This is a genomic window from Candidatus Thioglobus sp. NP1 (genome assembly GCF_003326015.1).
GTDB classification, from domain to species: Bacteria; Pseudomonadota; Gammaproteobacteria; order PS1; family Pseudothioglobaceae; genus Pseudothioglobus; species Pseudothioglobus singularis_A.
Genome location: NZ_CP023860.1, coordinates 465,785 through 484,259 on the forward strand (window position 1 = coordinate 465,785; position 18,475 = coordinate 484,259).

Genomic DNA, 18,475 nt, shown 5'->3' on the forward strand with positions numbered 1-18,475 from the left:
TTTAAAAAAATGGTAAATTTATTTAAAAAAGTCATTTTTTATTTAATAGTTGGCCTACTTTTAAATTCTGCTGTTTATTCTGAAGACTCTTTTTTTGACGATGAGGTTATCTTTGAAGATTCTGATGAAGGCTTTGATGAGTGGTCAGATGATAGTGATATTTTTGGGGAAGATGAATTAGAAATTGAAAAACCTTTTTCCTGGTTAGATCTTGGAGTTTCACAGAAATGGGGTTTTAATCCTGCAAGTGATTACACTATCTCAATGGAGAGAACTGAGTTGAAGCTTGGAACTAGTGGTTCGATCTCAGATTCAGGATATGGTGAAATAGAAATAAAGGCTACTAAGTATTGGCCTAGTGATAGTAATTATGCTACAGAGTCTAGTGACATAGAGGTTGAAAAAGCGTTTGTTCAGTTCAGTTTTGATGATTGGAGTACAAAATTAGGTCGTCATACAATTGGTTGGGGTGAGTTAGAGGGAGGTGCACTTGATGTTATCAATCCTTCAGGTGGATTTACAGATCCATCTATGATTTCCCAATGGTTTTTAAGTGCCACTCGATACTTTGATAGTAGTGATCTAAGTTTCTTTTATAACACCAATCCTAGAGTTATAAAAAGCACACTTTTTACTCTAAAAAATAAAAGCTATGATGAGTTTGGAGTGCGATATGGAATGAGTGCCGAGGGAGGTGATACGGCTATTTATTTAGCTCAATTAGTGCCAAATAATGCACTCATCAATCTTTCTGATGGATTAGTTTATGCGACTCCATATCACTTATTAGGTTTTGGAATGAACAAAGCATTTGATGACTATTTATTAAAGTTTGATCTAGCATATAAACAAAATCTTCAGCATAATCGTCTCGGACAGTTTGTCAAAACTAACAGAATAGACTGGGATTTAGCCTTTGATATTCAAAAAAATGATAGGACGATAGTTCTCTCAATTAATTCTCAGTACTTGTTGGATTTTAATAATGATTATTTAACGCCAACAACAATTGGTGGTGTTAGCACAGACAGAAATAATATGACATATATGTCAAGAATTAGTGACAAGTTTGGAGATTCAGATTGGAGCTGGAATGCCTCCCATTCAATACTATCTAATAATGATTTATCGATGTCATCTGCTGGAATTGACTGGGATATTAATGATAACTGGAAAGCATCTTTCGGTGCTTTATATGCAGATGCTAAACCAGATCGAGCACTCAGTATCTACGATGAATATCAAAGAGTAAGTCTAGAAGTTAATTTTCAGTATTAGAAAGATAATGCTCTTACCATGAGCATAAGATACAGCTTTGTATCAACTTCATTAGGTATAACGGATATTGTATAATTTAACCATACAAATTTAGGTTTGAACGATGTTAGATAGTAAGCTTTTAAGAGGAAATATTGATTTTGTAGTTGAGCAGCTAAAGAGAAGAGATTTTTCTTTTGACGTAAATGAGTTTAATAAACTAGAGGATAAAAGAAAAGTCATACAAGTTGAAACTCAAGATTTACAAAATTTACGTAATACAAAATCAAAATTAATCGGACAAGTAAAGAGTAGTGGAGAAGATATTAAACCACTCCTAGCAGAGGTCTCAGATTTAGGTCAAAAACTTGATAATGCCAAGTCAGCTCTCAATGCGATTCAGCTCGAGATTGATAAAATTATTATGGCGATTCCAAATATACCCCACCCATCTGTCCCAGAGGGGACTAGTGAGGATGATAACCTTGAATTATTAAAATGGGGTGAGCCAAAAAAGTTTAGTTTTGAAGCAAAAGATCATGTCGATCTGGGTGAGCCACTTGGTTTAGATTTTTCAACGGCAGCTAAGATTTCAGGCTCAAGATTTGTCGTTATAACTGGTAAGCTTGCAAAACTTCAGCGTGCTTTAACACAGTTTATGCTGGACCATCATACTGAGAAGAATGGTTACACAGAAACTTATACTCCTTACTTAGTTAATTCAGATTCACTTACAGGAACTGGGCAATTACCAAAGTTTGAGGCTGACTTATTTAAAACCCATCTTCATGGCGAAGAGGGAGAAGCAAAGGCATTATATTTAATTCCAACTGCTGAAGTTCCTGTTACTAATATTGTCCGTGATTCAATTATTAAGGATACTGACCTTCCTCTTAAGTATGTTGCTCATACTCCATGCTTCCGATCTGAGGCCGGCTCATACGGAAGAGATACAAGAGGATTAATACGACAACATCAATTTGAGAAAGTTGAGTTAGTTCAAATATCTAAACCTGAAAAATCTTATGAAATTCTTGAGGAGCTAACAGAAGATGCCGAAGGTATCCTTAAATTATTAGAGTTACCTTATCGTAAAGTACTTTTATGTACGGGAGATTTAGGTTTTTCTTCTGCCAAAACTTATGATCTTGAGGTGTGGCTTCCAGGCCAAGAGGCTTATCGAGAAATTTCATCTTGCTCATGTTTTGAAGATTTTCAGGCTAGAAGAATGCAGCTCAGATGGAAGAGTCCAACAACAAAAGATACTGAGTTTCTTCACACACTCAATGGTTCAGGCTTAGCAGTTGGTAGGACTTTAGTTGCTGTAATTGAGAATTACCAAAATGCCGATGGAAGTATTACTATTCCAGAAGTCTTACAGGCATACATGGGCGGCTTAACTAAGATAAAATAACCCCTTTATAATTTTTGGAGTCAGAGATGAATTTACCCCCAGAACTATTTTTGATAGCAATGTTTGTGCTGATGTATTTTTTATTAATCAGACCTCAACAAAAGCGCGCTAAGGATCATAAGAATCTTCTCAAAGAACTTAAAAAAGGTGATGAAGTAGTTACCAATGGCGGAGTGATAGGAAAAATTACTGCGGTTGATGAGTCTTTTGCTGAGATAGAGATTGCTTCAGGTGTCTCTGTCAAAGTTCAAAAGCAAGGAATTAATCAAAAGATGCCAAAAGGTAGTATCAAGCCAATGACTAAGTCAAGTTCTAAAGCTAAGGCTAAAGATAAAAAAGAAATAGCAAAATAATAAGTAAAAGATAATTTATATGAATCATTACGCAGCCTGGAAAAATACATTAATTGTATTCTTCCTGTTTATTTCAACACTATATGCATTGCCAAACCTTTATGGCTCGGATCTTGCTATACAGATTACAGGTGCAGGTGATTATATTGTTGATGATAATGATTTAGAAACTATAAATAATGAGTTACTTGAAAATAATATTGCATTCAAATCACTAGGATTTCAGGATAAAAATATCTTGATTAGATTTAGTGATTCTCAATCTCAACTATCATCTAAAGCATTATTAAAAGAAAAACTCAGTAGAAATTATGTTACAGCTTTAAATCTTGCCCCCTCTGTTCCCCAATGGTTGGAGGGACTAGGAGGAAAAGCCATGTCTCTTGGGCTTGATCTCAGGGGCGGCGTTCATTTTTTACTGGAAGTAGATATGGATGCAGTTATTTCTATGTCTATGGATCGTTATTACAATGAATTAAGAACAACCCTTCGTAAGGATAAATTATATAAAAAAATTAGAAAAGAAGATAATCTCTTAATAGTTAGTTTTAAGAGTGAAGAGCTTAAGAATCAGGCAAAAAAAATAATTAAAAAAGATTTGCCAGACCTAGCTATTGCTGAAGATACTGAGCAAGAGCTTGAATTGGGTCTAGAAATTTCATCCACTGCTAAAACAACTGCAAAATCGAGCGCTCTTAAGCAAAATATAACGACACTTCGCAATCGTGTAAATGAATTAGGCGTTGCGGAGCCAATTATTCAGCAACAAGGTACAGAAAGAATTGTGGTCCAGCTCCCTGGAGTCCAAGATACTGCTAGGGCTAAAGAAATCTTAGGTGCAGTTGCAACAGTAGAGTTTCGTTTAGTTGACGAAAAAAATGATGTCCAAACTGCTGTCAATTCAGGAAAAACACCAGCAGGCTCTAAGTTATATAAGTTTAAAGATGGGCGGCCTTTATTGTTAAAAACTAACGTAATTACAGCTGGTGAAAATATAGTTGATGCTTCTTCAAGCATGGATGAAAATAATCAACCTAGTGTTAGTATTGTTCTTGATGGCTCTGGTGGAAGGTCTATGCTTGATACCACTAAGGAATTTATTGGTTATAGAATGGCAGTTGTGTTTATTGAGAATCAAGTCGAAACATTAATAGTGGATGGTGTTGCCACTAAAAAAAGAACTAAAACCCAAGATATTATTAATGCAGCAACAATACAGGGAACTTTTTCAAATCGCTTTCAAATAACTGGTTTAGATAGTGCTAGAGAGGCAACAAATCTTGCTCTTTTATTAAGGGCTGGATCTTTATCAGCACCTGTTGAAATTATTGAAGAAAGAACAATTGGTCCTAGCCTTGGTGCCGATAATATTCAAAAAGGTTTAATCTCAGTTCTTGTTGGATTTGCATTGGTTCTGGTTTTTATGGGATGGCGTTACCGTGTTTTTGGATTAGTTGCAAACCTTGCTCTTACGCTAAATTTAATAACAATCGTCTCAATTTTATCAATGATTCAGGCGACTCTAACATTACCAGGGATTGCAGGTATTGTTCTAACAGTTGGAATGGCAGTAGATGCTAACGTATTAATTTTTGAACGTGTCAAGGAAGAGTTACGTGCAACGAAAAATATACAAAAAGCTATTTCTGCTGGATATGAAAAAGCGCTACTTACAATTGCTGATGCAAATATTACAACACTCATTGCATCATTAGTATTGTTTAGCTTCGGTACAGGAGCCATTAAGGGTTTTGCTGTTACCCTTTCAATTGGAATCATTACTTCAATGTTTACCGCCATTATCGTATCAAGAGCGGTAATTAATTTAATTTATGGCGGTAAAAAAGTTGAGGAGTTGTCAATATGAGTATTAGATCATTAAATATTCCAGTTATCGACTTTGTTAGTAAACGCAAGTATGCAATGATTTTCTCAGCAATTTTGCTGATAGTTTCAATTGCATCTATTGGTTTTCAAGGGTTAAAGTTTGGTATTGACTTTACAGGTGGAACGCTTATAGAGTTGGGTTATGATAAAACAGCAGATTTAGAAGATATTAGATCAAAACTTGAATCTGCTAATTACTCAGGAACAAATGTGCAATATTTTGGTTCTGATACGGAGGTTTTAATTCAACTAGAACCACAAGCTGTAACAAGTGCAAAATTAAGTTCTTCAATTATTAGAATGCTTGGGGAAGATGTTGATGTAAGAAGGGTTGAGTTTGTTGGACCTAAAGTAGGTGAAGAATTAACTAATGATGGTGGTTTAGCAATGCTTTATGCGCTCATTGGGATTTTAATTTACGTTGCATTTCGATTTGAATATCGATTTGCTTTAGGATCAATTGCTGCTCTAGTCCATGACGTGATTATTACCTTAGGAGTTTTTTCTCTACTTCAGATAGAGTTTGACTTAACAGTGTTAGCTGCAATCCTGGCAGTAATTGGCTATTCACTAAATGATACTATAGTAGTATTTGATAGAATTAGAGAGAACTTTTTAGCTACTCGCCATATAGAGCCAAAACCAATTATAAATGAGGCTCTTAATCAAACATTATCAAGAACTTTGATGACGTCATTCACAACGTTGATAGTTCTTCTTGCGCTATTTTATTTAGGAGGTGAGGTTATTCATAGTTTTGCTGGCGCCCTTCTAATTGGAGTTATTATTGGTACTTACTCATCAATTTATGTTGCAAGTTCTATGATTTTAGCTCTTGGAATTTCTAAGGAAGATATGCTTCCTTCGGAGAAAGAGCAAAAAGAGATTGACGCTAGGCCATAGACTATTAAGCTCTATTTTTTATTGATTAAACCTTTCAAAAACAAGGCAAGCATTAGTTCCTCCAAAACCAAAGCTATTTGATAAGACTCTATTGAGTTTTATATCTTTTATTTCTCTAACAATTGGCATACCTTTGGCCTCTTCATCAAGAGTTTCTATATTAACTGACTCAGCTACAAAATCATTTTGAAGCATCAATAATGAATATATAGATTCATTTACCCCTGCAGCTCCTAATGCATGGCCAGAAAGAGATTTGGTAGATCCAATTAATGGCAACTCTGAATTACTAAAAACTTTTTTAATAGCTTGTAACTCTTTAACATCACCCACTGGTGTTGATGTTCCATGGGCATTAATATAGTCAATAGAACCATTAATAGTGCTAGTTGCAATCTCCATACAACGCTTTGCTCCTTCACCAGATGGAGCTACCATATCATAACCATCTGAAGTTGCACCATAGCCAACAAGTTCAGCAATTATTGTTGCTCCTCGAGCTGCAGCATGATCTAAAGATTCAAGAATAAGTGCACCGCCCCCACCTGAAATTACAAAGCCATCACGGTTAGCATCAAATGCTCTTGATGCAGCCTCAGGCGCATCATTGTATTTTGAAGAAAGTGCACCCATAGAGTCAAATAGCATTGAAGTTGACCAGTCTAATTCCTCACCACCACCTGCAAAAACAACATCTTGCTTTCCTAGTTGAATTTGTTCCATTGCGTTACCAATACAGTGAGCACTTGTTGAGCAGGCTGAGCTAATTGAATAATTAACCCCCTTTATTTTGAATAGTGTTGAAAGACAGGCCGAAGTTGTTGACCCCATAGTTCTTGGAACACGATATGGACCAACACGTTTTATACCTCTTTCTCTTAAAATATCAGCAGCCTCAACAACATTTATATTTGAAGCACCCCCAGAACCCATAATTAAACCTGAACGTTCATTTGAGATCATTTCTTCAGTCAACCCAGACTGTTTGATGGCTTCATCAAGAGCAATAGCGTTATATATTGCTGCATCAGCCATAAATCGAAGCATTTTACGATCTATAACTTCAGTTGTATCAATTTCTGAAACTGAACCATGGACATGAGATCTCAGTCCCATCTCTGCGTACTTTTCGCTAAACTCAATACCAGACTTTGAGGTTTTTAAAGAATTTAGAACTTCTGATTTATTAGCACCTAAGCTACTAACAATGCCCATTCCAGTAATGACGACTCGATTCATCAGAATGAGGAGGTATCTGTGAATAAACCTACTTTTAAGTTTGTAGCCTCATAAATAATTTTTCCATCAACTTCCATAGTTGCATCTGCAATTCCCATATAAAGCTTTCTTGCAATTACTCTAGAAAGACTGACATTGTAGGTGACTTTTTTACTTGTTGGAAGTACTTGACCAGTGAATTTAATTTGGCCAGAACCTAGTGCTCGTCCTCTACCAGGTCCTCCAAGCCAACCAAGATAAAAGCCAACTAATTGCCACATTGCATCAACACCTAAGCATCCAGGCATTACTGGATCTTCATTAAAGTGACAATCAAAAAACCATAAGCTTGGATTAATATCTAATTCTGCAGTCATACCACCTTTTCCATAATCACCACCATTTTCTGTGATGTCAGTAATGCGATCGAACATCAACATTGGAGGTTGTGGGAGTTGGGCATTACCAGGGCCAAATAATTCCCCCTTTCCACAACTAATTAAATCATCATATGAGTAGCTGTTTTGCTTCATAAGCACCGATATATCAAGTATTACATGAATTTTATCATAGTTAAATTAGTATACAAATTCAACTTATAACTTTAAGTCATCAATAATATCTTCAATATTCTCTAATCCAACTGAAATACGTATAAGGTTTTCTTTAATGTTACTTAGTTTTTTTTCTTCAATTGATAGCCTAGCATGAGTTGTAGTTGCAGGATGGGTGATGGTCGTTTTTGTATCACCAAGATTTGCAGTAATTGAAAGCATTTTTGTATTGTTTATTAAGCGAAAAGCTTCAGATTTTCCACCTACAATCTCAAATGAAACTATGCCACCAAAATTAGATTGCTGTTTCTTGGCAATATGATGATGAGGGTGATTTTCAAGTCCAAGATAGTAAACTTTTTTTACAAATGATTGCTTACAAAGCCAGCTAGCAAGTTTTTTGGCATTTTCACAATGTGCCTGCATTCTTAATCCAAGTGTCTCAAGACCTTTAAGAATTATCCAAGCATTGAATGCACTTAGTGTGGGTCCAGTACTCCTTGTAAATGAACTAATTTCCTCAATAAGTTCTCTATTTCCTAAAACAGCACCTGCAAGACATCGACCTTGCCCATCTAAATATTTAGTGGCAGAATGGATGACAAGATCAGCACCTAATAATAAAGGTTGTTGAAGGGCAGGAGTCATAATACAATTATCAACTGCTAGAATGATATTATTTTTCTTTGAAATAGCTGATAATGCTTTTAAATCTGCTACCTCTCCTAATGGATTTGAGGGCGTTTCAAGTAAAAATAATTTAGTATTTTCTTGGATGCTATATTCCCAAGCCTTAGTATTAGATAAATCTGCAAAAGTAACTTTGATTTCAAATTTTCTAATAATGCTATTTAAAAGAACTATTGTTGTTCCAAACATATCAAGAGATGCAACCATATGATCACCAGGCTTAAGTAGAGTCATTATCGTTGCAAAAATTGCTGACATTCCACTTGCTGTTGCCTGACATAACTCAGCACCTTCAAGGGTAGCTAATTTTTTTTGAAATGCATCAACTGTTGGGTTTGTAAATCGCGAATATACATTACCTAGCTCTTTTTTTTCGAACCGATTAGCTGCTTGTTCAGCACTATCAAATTGGAAACTTGAGGTTAGGAAAATCGCTGCAGAATGCTCTTGTTCTTGTGTGAATTGATTATTAGAACGAATTGCTTTGGTTTGAAAACTTTTATCTTGAAAGGGTTGAGACATAGCCACCTCCGTTTTAGTGCTTTAAGGAAATCCTAGGGCGACAATAGGGAACAAATGCCCAGTTCGTGAGGTGAACTAATCCTTATTTAAGTATCATTATAAACTCTATTTGAATAATTGGCAAAAGGTCTTTTAAATTAATCAGCGTCGTTATAAATTAACTCTGAACTCACATTATTTTGATCATTTTGTTTAGCCTTATCAGATCTTAGTGCCTCAAGATTATCTAGATAGGGCGTGTCAATATCTTTTGTAAGGTAGTTTCCATCAAAGCAAGAGCAATCAAAAGATAAGATATCAGGATTTCCTTGTTGAACTGACCAGATAAGATCTTCAAGATTTTGATAAATTAATTTATCAGCACCAATTGTTTTACATACCTCATCTGTGGTTTTATTGTGCGCAACAAATTCATTTTTACTCGCCATATCAATGCCATAGACATTTGGATATCGAACTGGGGGTGCGGCAGATGCGAAGAAGACTTTTTTAGCGCCAGCAGCCCTAGCCATTTGAACAATCTCTTGGCTTGTAGTTCCTCGAACAATCGAGTCATCGACTAAAAGAACATTCTTATCCTTGAATTCAAGTTCTATCGCACTTAACTTTTGGCGTACAGATTTTTTTCGTTGTTTTTGCCCTGGCATTATAAAGGTCCTTGCAATATAACGATTTTTAATAAAACCTTCTCTATACTTCAAATCTAATTCATTAGCTAGTTGAAGAGCAGCTGTTCTTGATGTGTCAGGAACAGGCATTACTACATCAATATCTTCTATAGACCATTTTAATTTGATTTTTTCAGCAAGTTTTTCACCCATTCTTAAGCGGGATTTATAGACTGAAATATTATCAATAATTGAATCTGGCCTTGCAAAATAAACAAACTCAAAGATGCATGGAGACAATATTGAGTTTTCAGAACACTGATGAGAATGAACTTTACCATTCCGGTCAATGACAATTGCCTCACCAGGTTTTATATCACGAGTAATTTTAAAACCAAGCGCGGTAAGACCAACACTTTCTGAAGTAAGCATATATTTAGTGCCATTCTTAGTAGTTCTTTCGCCTAGTATCAAGGGTCTTATTCCATGTGGATCCCTAAATCCAAATATACCGTAGCCTGGAATCATTCCAATAGCAGCATAAGCCCCTCTAACTCTGTTATGAAGTTTGGTGACTGCTTTGAAAATATCATTTTCATTTATCCTATGTTTTTGTTCTTCAGCTATCTCACTAGCAAGAATATTCAGAAGTACTTCAGAGTCAGAATTAGTATTGAGATGTCGAAGATCTTGTTCAAATATTTCTTTGGATAATGCTTCGGCATTAGTTAAATTACCATTATGGGCAAATGCTATTCCATAGGGTGAGTTTACATAAAATGGTTGAGCTTCTGCTTCAGAAGAGCTTCCAGCTGTGGGATATCGGACATGTCCTATACCCATATCACCGACTAAATTTTCCATGTCATGAGTTCTAAAAACATTTTTTACAAGGCCGTTACCTTTGCGCATACAAAAACGCCCCTTGCTTGCTGTTGTTATCCCTGCTGCATCTTGACCACGATGCTGAATAATTGTAAGTGCATCATAAATATAAAGACATACATCTTTTTTTGTAGTTGAGAGAATACCCACGATACCACACATAAACTAATCCCCTAAAATTTCGTTCTCGATGAACTCAACAACAGCATCACCAGGCTCAAGTTCAATAAATAATAAATGTTTTGATAGCAAAGGTTTGATGTCTACTGACCAATCTTGAAAAGTTCTTAGTGCCCCACTTGTCTCAACCCAGCCATGATTTTGGGTGACCCATGTCATGCTTTGGAGTATTAGGACAATTATCAGAACAAAAATTCCACCCTTAAATAAACCTAATATGGACCCAAATAAATTATTTTTTAAACCACCAATATTCCTTGCATTTATCAGAACATCAATTGAGCTAAAAATTCTTATAAATCTACTAAATCCTGGCTCCATGAAGCAAGGACCCTCATTATCAATTTTAATATTGAGAATTTTTGATAGAGCAAGTGTAGCCAGAATAAAAGCCATTAAAACAATAACAAACGCTACAAAATTTCGTAAAGATTCATTGACAATTGTTGCTTCAATAGCCTTAATATCAGAAATAATTCCCAGATAATTGTAGCTTATAATGGCAATTATTAGTGTAATAACAGACATAGCAAAAGGCCTATTTAAATCACATGGATTTACAATACGAGAACAGTAGGCTGTTAATCTATAGAAGCCCTCTTTTATAAGCCAGGAGCCTATAAATATAAAACCAAAAGAAAGTGCAAAAATTGACTGACTCTCCGAACTAATCCAATTACTCAGAAAAGTATTTGCAAATTCATCGTAATACAGCCAAGCAATGATAATGGCTAAAATTACAAAAATAAGGCTAATAATTTCTTTTGCTAGACCTTGAATAAAGCCTCTTATAACAAAAATTATTAGAATGATAAGGGTAAGCCAATCTGACCAAGCCAGTAAACTTATAGTATTCCAAAAGTTGTTAAAAAAATTACCCATGGCCTCCCTGTTTGTTAGCAACAATTTTACAACAGTTTCTTAGGGTCTGTTGCTAACTAAAATAACTAATAATGCTTACATTAAATTCAATATCTCTGAGGCATCTGCAATCGTATAAAAAGAGCCAAAAATAACAATTCTTTTTATATTTTTAAGCCCTAGAGTTTCATTAATTGCACTATCCATATTGGCACATACTGTTGTTGTTTGAGAGTCAGCAAACTTATCATTAAGAGCATCTAATTGAATTGAGCGTTCTGAAGAGAGCGGAACTAAGAACCATTGCTTAATTGAATTTGATGAGAGCTTAATCATGTCGTCAATGTTTTTATCAGCAAGCGCTGAAAAAATTGCCACTGTTTCTATTGGTGATTCTAAAAGGGTATTTACCAGAGTTTCAACCGCAGCTGGGTTATGCGCTACATCAAGAATAACAGTTTTATCTCCAATAATTATTTTTTGAAATCGTGCGGCAATTTGAGCTTTTTTTATTCCCTCAACGATCATATTATTTGTTACAGGGAAGAGGTAGTTGAGCTTTTCAATTGCCTTAATAGCAACCGCTGCATTAATTCTTTGGTGGGCTCCTTCGAGACCAATTTCACCTTGATATCCCTCTTTAATAAGAGTTAAGGGGGCATTTATTTCTTTTGCATAATTTAATAAGCTTAATGGCGGGTCTTGATCACCACAAATACAGTGAATAGAGTTACGCATGATGCCAGCTTTTTCATAACCTATAGCCTCTCTAGTATCTCCAAGATATTCGATATGGTCAATTGCAATGTTTGTAATTATGCTGACATTGCAGTCAACAACATTTACAGAGTCAAGTCTTCCACCAAGTCCAACCTCAAGAAGGGCAAGATCAACTCTTGCGTCTGCAAAAATAATTAGTGTTGCGAGGGTAGAGAATTCAAAGTAGGTTAAGGTGATATTGTCACGTTTTTGTTCTATTAACTCAAAAGCACTAATTATTGAGGCATCAGAAACTTCCTTACCATCTATTGCAAAGCGTTCATTATATTTTAGGAGATGCGGTGATGTGGAGCGACCTATTTTATACTTTGATTGTTCATAAATACTATCAATGAAAGCAATGCTAGAGCCTTTGCCGTTTGTTCCACCAATAGTAATAACTTTAAATGGGACACCATTTGGGAAGAGTTCATCATAGACTATTTTGACCCTGTCCAATCCTAAAACAATGGTTTCTTCCATGAGGGTTTCTTGCCATGTTAACCATTCATCAAGAGTTCTTTTAGTTTGCATATGAGGGGTTTTTATTAAATCAAAAATTATTTTAGGTTATTTATCTTCCCAAAACTCACCCTCAATTGTTTCATCTTTATTGTCAGTCTTTGAATTGTTATTTTTACTTTTATTGATAAAAACTGAGCTTCTTTGTTTAAATACACGCTCAGCATTCTTTTCTAAAAAGTGATTAATAAAATAACTTCTACTCCAAGGCATTAAGCCAAGAAGTCCAAGACCGTCTGTTATAAAGCCAGGAGTCAGAAGAAGAACGCCTGAAACTAAAATAACGACACCCTCAAGTATTTCTATAGCTGGCGACCTTCCTTCAGCTAAACCCTGTTGAGCTTTTGCCAAGGTTGACCAGCCCTGTTGCTTAAGAAGTGTTGAGCCAATCAAAGCAGTAACAATAACAAGTAATACTGTAGAAAGACCACCTATTGCTTGGCCTACACTGACAAGAACATAAATTTCAGCAAGAGTAACAACAACAAATATAGGAAATAACATTTAACCTCCTTTTATGTTTGTAAAAATAATATCCCAAACACCATGACCTAGTTTATGACCACGATTTTCAAATTTAGTAAGTGGTCGATTCACTGGTCTTTCAGAATATATATGGTCACCAGCATTGTTTTTAAAGTGTTTATGTAATTCTAGCATCTCCATAATATGCTCTGCATAGTTCTCCCAGTCAGTAGCAATATGAACAATTCCGTTATTTTTAAGCTTTTTTGAAAGCAAATCTAAAAAGCTAGTTTGAACAATTCTACGCTTATGATGTTTCTTTTTGTGCCAAGGATCAGGAAAAAATAATTGGAAATGGGAAATACTATTATCCGTAATATTATTATTAAGAACCTCTACAGCATCTTCTTTTATGATTTTAAGGTTATTAAGATTATTCTTACTAGCCTCATTAATTAGTCTTCCAACACCTGCCTCATAAACTTCTATGCCAAGAAAGTTTTGATTTGGTTGCTTTATTGCCATCTCAAGTAAACTATCACCATTACCAAATCCAACCTCAAGGGTAATATTATTGGTATTCAAAAAAAACTCATCAAAATTAAGAAGATCTTTAGTGATATTAATACCATAATCACTCCAAAGTTCATTTAGACCGATAGCTTGTGCCTTAGAAAGTCTTCCAGATCTTTTAACAAAACTTTGAATTTTTCTTAAATGAACTTCAGTCATAGTCAATAATTAAAGGAGAGTGGTCAGAAAAGCGTTCCTCCTTATAAATTTCGCATGAAGTTGCAAGACCAGCCATGTTGGAGCTGACAACCTGATAATCAAGACGCCAACCCGTATTATTAGCCCATGCTTGTCCTCGATTAGACCACCAGGTGTATTGAAATTCTTCCTGATTAATTTCTCTAAAAGAATCAATATAGCCAACTTCATCATAGAGTATATCTAGCCAAGCCCTTTCTTCTGGAAGAAAGCCAGAGTTCTTTTGATTACCTCTCCAATTTTTTAAATCAATTTTTTTATGAGCAATATTCCAGTCACCACAAATGATGTATCTTCTGCCATCTTTTTGCAGTTTGCGCAGGTGAGGTAGAAAACGGTCATAGATAAATTCCATCTTGAAGGCTTGCCTTTCTTCTTTTGATGAGCCTGAGGGTAAATAGATTGAGACCACACTTAAATCTTCAAAGTCAGCCTGAATAATCCTTCCTTCTATATTCATATCTTCCCATGGACTATAAGAAATCTTATCAGGTTTTGATTTACAGTACAAACCCGTGCCGCTGTATCCTTTTCGCTCTGCAGGATGATAAAAAGTGTGCATATCATCTGGGTAAAAGCGCTCATCTAGTTGATCTTCTTGCGCTTTAATTTCTTGTAAGCACACAACGTCAGCATTTTGTTTTTTCAACCAACTAAAAAAGCCTTTTCTTTCAGCAGCTCTAATTCCATTAACATTAATTGTTATAATTCTCATTGCACTTATTTTAATAGTTTAGGAATAACCAATGGAACAGTATCAAAAGGATTTTGTAGATTTTACGTTAGCAACCGGTGTCCTTAAATTTGGTGAATTTACTCTTAAGTCTGGTCGAATTAGTCCTTATTTTTTTAACGCAGGACTATTTAATTCTGGAAGTCATTTATCACAACTAGGTATTTTCTATGCAAAAGCAATCGAAGCAAGTGGGCTTAAGTTTGATGTCCTTTTTGGCCCTGCTTACAAAGGAATTCCTTTGGCGACTGCAACAGCAATTGCGCTTAATGACAGTCTTGGAAGAAATATTCCTTACAGCTTTAATCGCAAAGAAGCGAAAGATCATGGAGAGGGTGGCAGTATTGTTGGACACCCTTTAGAGGGCGATATTCTAATCATTGATGATGTCATAACAGCGGGAACTGCAATTCGAGAGGCGCAAGATATTATCACGGCTAATGGTGCTAAAACAAAAGGAGTTATAGTTGCCTTAGATCGTCAGGAAAAAGGGAATAGCAAACTTTCAGCGATCCAAGAGGTTGAGGAATTTTTTGGAGTTAAAGTTCTAAGTATTATTAACTTATCTCACATTGTTGATTATTTAAAAGATTCAAAAGATGAGGAAGCTCTTCTAAGAATTGAGCACTATAGATCTCAATACGGCATCAACTAATCAAGTTGTTATGAAACGCTTTATTTTAAAGGTTCAATAATAAAGGTTGAGGACTCAACATCAATAATTTTAACTGTTTGACCAGCACTAAGATTTGAACCTTTAGCAAACCAAAGAGATTCCCCTATTTTAACTTTAGTAACTCCATTTTCTATTGATTCAATAATGCACTCTTTACCAATATATTTTTTAGCTTTGTCATTAAGTTGATCATCTACTGTTTTAACTGGGTAATATTTTTTTGATAAATAAGTAGCTGAACTTGCTAGGACTAGAAAAATAATTAACTGTAAGGTTCCTGAAATTTCTGGAATAAGATAGAAAATAATACTAACAGTAATTGCAGATGCTCCAATCCATAAAAGGAATACAGTCCAAACAAATAATTCAATAATTATAAGAACAAGACCAATTACTAGCCAGTGCATATAGTTTAAATTTTCGAATAACAATTCCATGGGTACCAATTTTATATTCTTTCTATTAAGGTATTAAATTTTTCTTTATTTTTTCACTGATTTAGTACATAATTCGATTTGGAGGCTAAATATGAAAAAAAATAATCAAGAGTTGATCGATCAGTTTAATAAAGATGGTTACATATTTTTTGAAAATGCTCTTTCTGATGATCAATTACTAGCAGTTAATGAACAGCTTGCTGCCTGGGTTGAGGAAAGTAAAAGCCATAACGAAAATTTTGGTGAGATCATGGATGGAAGGCCACGCTTTGACCTTGAATTAAAAAGTCATACTAGTGAGACTCCAGCTGTGAGAAGAATTACCTCACCTGCTGAAATTTCAGATATCTGTCTTGATGTTGTCAAAGATAATAACGCACTTGATCTTGTTGCTGATATTTTTGGGCCAAATATCACACATTTAGGCAACAAAATAAACCTTAAGTTACCCAGTTCTGGGACTGAAGTAAAGTTTCATCAAGATTTTCCTTTTGAGCCTCATTCTAATCAAGATATTATGACAGTTCTGTATTTTCTAGATGACGTAACTCTTGAAAATGGGCCTCTTGAAGTTGTTCCTGGAACACATAATGGTCCGCTCTTTTCTCATTGGCATAATGGCATTTTTACTGGGGCGGTAGATGCAAAAGTTGAATCTGCAAGTAGAAAACAAGCTATAAGTTGTATTGGTAAAGCTGGCTCAGCATGCCTAATGCATGGAAAGTTATTACATGGCTCTGGACCAAATCTCTCTAAGCTTTCACGATCTTTATTTATTATTACTTATAAGGCTGAAGATGCTGTTGCGCTCTCCCCAAACCATCTCCCAAGTGAGTTGGTTGGGATGATTGTTAGAGGTGAAGAAACTGGAACTGTAAGATGCACTAGTTATAGTGTTGAGTTGCCAGAATATCCTAAAGAGGCTTCATTCTTTGGACAACAATCTAAAAGTAAAAGTGTGGGAATGTAATAATTTATTAAAAAAAAGACTGGCTTGGAGTGCACTAAATCAAACTAATTAAAAAACTTACTTTAGAGAATGATGATCTTATCATTGTTTGGCAAGACGGTAAGCAAAGTCAACTATTTAGTCATTGGTTGCGCGATCATTGTCAAATGCCTGTATCAAGAAATGAGAATAATGGCCAACGCTTATTTAGTATTATTGATATTCGTAAAGATCTATATATTGAAGAAGTTACTCAAGATTCAGAGGGCAATGTTTGTATTCTTTTTCAGCCTGAAAACCACTTATCAGTTTTTTCACAGGATTGGTTAAGAAAAAACTGTTATGACCTTAATAATCACTTCGATGATAGAAGTGAAAAAAATAAAAAACTTTGGCAAAAAAATACTTTTAATGATGGTGTGCCAAAAATTTCATATAATTACTTTCATCAAAATATTGAAGGTAAGTTACAAGTTTTATGTTCCATTAGGGACATGGGGTTTTGTATCATAAAAGATGCTCCTACTAAAGAAGGCCAAGTTCTAGCGGTTATAAAAGAATTGGGATTTACTAGAGAGACAAATTATGGCAAATTATTCGAGGTTCGCACAGAAGTTAATCCAAATAATCTTGCATATACAAATATGGGGCTTGGTTCTCATACTGATAATCCATATCGTGATCCTGTTCCAACAGTTCAACTCTTGCACTGCTTAGAGAGCTCAACTGAGGGCGGTGATTCAGTTTTAGTAGATGGTTTTAATGCTGCAAAAATTCTGCGACAAGAAAGTAGTGATAATTTTTTAACATTAACAAAAAACTGGATTAATTTTCGCTTTAAAGACGAAGAAACAGACCTTAGATCAAGGGTGCCAATGATTGAAGTCAATGATAATAATGAAGTTATTAAGGTACGGTATAACAATCGCTCTATAGATACAATTAATCTTCCAGCAGTGAAGATTCGATCGTTTTATTCAGCCTATCGTCACTGGGGTGAGGTGATTGAAAGAGATCAGCTGAAGATTACATTTCAGCTATTACCTGGTGAAATAATATTATTTGATAATACGAGAGTGATGCATGCTAGAACAGCTTTTTCTAAAAAGGGTAAGCGTCATTTACAGGGAGCATATGCTGATTTAGATGGCCTTTATAGTCTTCTCAATATTCTACAGTCAAAGCAATGACAAATCTTAACAGCCATAATATTGTAAATCATATTGAAGATATTTTTAATAGGCGAGGGGCTGAATCTTATTTAGGTGAGGACGTTACAATGTCACAGCATATGCTTCAAGCAGCTCAGTGTGCAAAAAAATCTGGTGCAGATGATAGTCTTATTGTTGCCGCACTGTTGCATGATATTGGCCATTATCAAAATGAAATTCCAGAAACAGCATTAGCTAAAGGTAAAAATAATTATCATGAAGAGGCAGGTGCTAATTTTTTAGAAGACTACTTTCCACTATCTGTTGTAGAGCCTATTCGACAACATGTTGCCACAAAGCGCTACCTCTGTGCAGTCAGACCAGAATACTTCGAATTGCTCTCTGCTGCATCGATAGACACTCTTAATCTGCAAGGGGGGCCAATGTCCTCAGAGGAGGTTATAGAGTTTGAAAAAAATGATTATCTTGAAGAGTGTATCAAACTCCGTTATTGGGATGAAGATGCTAAAGATTCGAATAGAATTTGTCCATCATTTTCTTATTATCGAGCTTTGATTGAATCTTTAGTTAAAAACTAAAATTAATTATAAAAATTTCTCTATTCTTAAACATGCGCTATATCTTCATTCGGAAAGTATAATAATGCTGTAATAAATTGA

Annotated in this window: 19 protein-coding genes; 9 read left to right on the plus strand and 10 right to left on the minus strand. The window is 35.1% G+C overall.

Annotation, left to right across the window (positions count from 1 at the left end):
• Positions 1-9 precede the first annotated feature (9 nt).
• The 5 genes from CRN91_RS02360 (at position 10) to secF (ending at position 5,814) form a co-directional block, all read left to right on the plus strand.
• A complete protein-coding gene (locus CRN91_RS02360; RefSeq protein WP_114114851.1) occupies positions 10-1,278 on the plus strand; it encodes a Tat pathway signal protein in 1,269 nt (422 codons plus the stop codon).
• 103 nt (positions 1,279-1,381) lie between these two features.
• Entirely contained in the window at positions 1,382-2,671 is a 1,290-nt protein-coding gene (gene serS, locus CRN91_RS02365; RefSeq protein ID WP_114114852.1) for a serine--tRNA ligase, read from the plus strand.
• Between the two features lie 26 nt (positions 2,672-2,697).
• Positions 2,698-3,024, plus strand: a complete 327-nt coding sequence (gene yajC, locus CRN91_RS02370; RefSeq protein WP_114114853.1) for a preprotein translocase subunit YajC — start codon at positions 2,698-2,700, stop codon at positions 3,022-3,024.
• A gap of 19 nt (positions 3,025-3,043) precedes the next feature.
• The gene (secD, locus tag CRN91_RS02375) at positions 3,044-4,891 is read left to right on the plus strand and encodes a protein translocase subunit SecD (protein WP_114114854.1); all 1,848 of its coding nucleotides are present in this window, start codon (positions 3,044-3,046) and stop codon (positions 4,889-4,891) included.
• Positions 4,888-5,814 carry a protein translocase subunit SecF gene (secF, locus tag CRN91_RS02380; protein WP_114114855.1) on the plus strand — a complete coding sequence of 309 codons (927 nt, stop codon included), beginning with the start codon at positions 4,888-4,890 and terminating at the stop codon, positions 5,812-5,814. The genes secD and secF overlap by 4 nt, the downstream gene beginning before the upstream one ends.
• An 18-nt stretch (positions 5,815-5,832) precedes the next feature.
• On the opposite strand, the gene fabB is transcribed toward secF, so the two are convergent.
• The 9 genes from fabB to CRN91_RS02425 all read right to left on the minus strand — a co-directional run bounded on the left by fabB (position 5,833) and on the right by CRN91_RS02425 (position 14,564).
• Positions 5,833-7,053: a beta-ketoacyl-ACP synthase I gene (fabB, locus tag CRN91_RS02385; RefSeq protein ID WP_114114856.1), complete on the minus strand. Its 1,221-nt coding sequence runs from the start codon at positions 7,051-7,053 to the stop codon at positions 5,833-5,835.
• A complete protein-coding gene (fabA, locus tag CRN91_RS02390; RefSeq protein ID WP_114114857.1) occupies positions 7,053-7,565 on the minus strand; it encodes a 3-hydroxyacyl-[acyl-carrier-protein] dehydratase FabA in 513 nt (170 codons plus the stop codon). The genes fabB and fabA overlap by 1 nt, the downstream gene beginning before the upstream one ends.
• Before the next feature lie 63 nt (positions 7,566-7,628).
• Positions 7,629-8,798 carry an O-succinylhomoserine sulfhydrylase gene (locus CRN91_RS02395; protein ID WP_114114858.1) on the minus strand — a complete coding sequence of 390 codons (1,170 nt, stop codon included), beginning with the start codon at positions 8,796-8,798 and terminating at the stop codon, positions 7,629-7,631.
• Positions 8,799-8,935: 137 nt separating this feature from the next.
• Positions 8,936-10,453, minus strand: a complete 1,518-nt coding sequence (purF, locus tag CRN91_RS02400) for an amidophosphoribosyltransferase (protein ID WP_114114859.1) — start codon at positions 10,451-10,453, stop codon at positions 8,936-8,938.
• A 3-nt stretch (positions 10,454-10,456) separates the two neighbouring features.
• Complete coding sequence (locus tag CRN91_RS02405; protein ID WP_114114860.1) at positions 10,457-11,353, minus strand: CvpA family protein; 897 nt, start codon at positions 11,351-11,353, stop codon at positions 10,457-10,459.
• Between the two features lie 75 nt (positions 11,354-11,428).
• Positions 11,429-12,625, minus strand: a complete 1,197-nt coding sequence (locus tag CRN91_RS02410; protein ID WP_114114861.1) for a bifunctional folylpolyglutamate synthase/dihydrofolate synthase — start codon at positions 12,623-12,625, stop codon at positions 11,429-11,431.
• Positions 12,626-12,661: 36 nt separating this feature from the next.
• Entirely contained in the window at positions 12,662-13,117 is a 456-nt protein-coding gene (locus CRN91_RS02415) for an FxsA family protein (RefSeq protein ID WP_114114862.1), read from the minus strand.
• A complete protein-coding gene (gene trmB, locus CRN91_RS02420) occupies positions 13,118-13,810 on the minus strand; it encodes a tRNA (guanosine(46)-N7)-methyltransferase TrmB (RefSeq protein ID WP_114114863.1) in 693 nt (230 codons plus the stop codon).
• The gene (locus CRN91_RS02425; RefSeq protein ID WP_114114864.1) at positions 13,803-14,564 is read right to left on the minus strand and encodes an exodeoxyribonuclease III; all 762 of its coding nucleotides are present in this window, start codon (positions 14,562-14,564) and stop codon (positions 13,803-13,805) included. Before CRN91_RS02425 ends, trmB begins: the two co-directional genes overlap by 8 nt.
• Positions 14,565-14,595: 31 nt before the next feature.
• Here CRN91_RS02425 and pyrE point away from each other — a divergent pair, with 31 nt between their 5' ends.
• Complete coding sequence (pyrE, locus tag CRN91_RS02430) at positions 14,596-15,237, plus strand: orotate phosphoribosyltransferase (protein ID WP_114114865.1); 642 nt, start codon at positions 14,596-14,598, stop codon at positions 15,235-15,237.
• 20 nt (positions 15,238-15,257) lie between these two features.
• On the opposite strand, the gene CRN91_RS02435 is transcribed toward pyrE, so the two are convergent.
• Complete coding sequence (locus CRN91_RS02435) at positions 15,258-15,695, minus strand: NfeD family protein (protein WP_114114866.1); 438 nt, start codon at positions 15,693-15,695, stop codon at positions 15,258-15,260.
• A gap of 91 nt (positions 15,696-15,786) precedes the next feature.
• Between CRN91_RS02435 and CRN91_RS02440 the strand changes: the two genes are divergently transcribed.
• The 3 genes from CRN91_RS02440 to CRN91_RS02450 all read left to right on the plus strand — a co-directional run bounded on the left by CRN91_RS02440 (position 15,787) and on the right by CRN91_RS02450 (position 18,394).
• A complete protein-coding gene (locus CRN91_RS02440) occupies positions 15,787-16,665 on the plus strand; it encodes a phytanoyl-CoA dioxygenase family protein (protein ID WP_114114867.1) in 879 nt (292 codons plus the stop codon).
• Between the two features lie 83 nt (positions 16,666-16,748).
• Entirely contained in the window at positions 16,749-17,834 is a 1,086-nt protein-coding gene (locus tag CRN91_RS02445) for a gamma-butyrobetaine dioxygenase (RefSeq protein ID WP_254424972.1), read from the plus strand.
• Positions 17,831-18,394 carry an HD domain-containing protein gene (locus tag CRN91_RS02450; protein WP_114114869.1) on the plus strand — a complete coding sequence of 188 codons (564 nt, stop codon included), beginning with the start codon at positions 17,831-17,833 and terminating at the stop codon, positions 18,392-18,394. Before CRN91_RS02445 ends, CRN91_RS02450 begins: the two co-directional genes overlap by 4 nt.
• Positions 18,395-18,475: the final 81 nt, after the last annotated feature.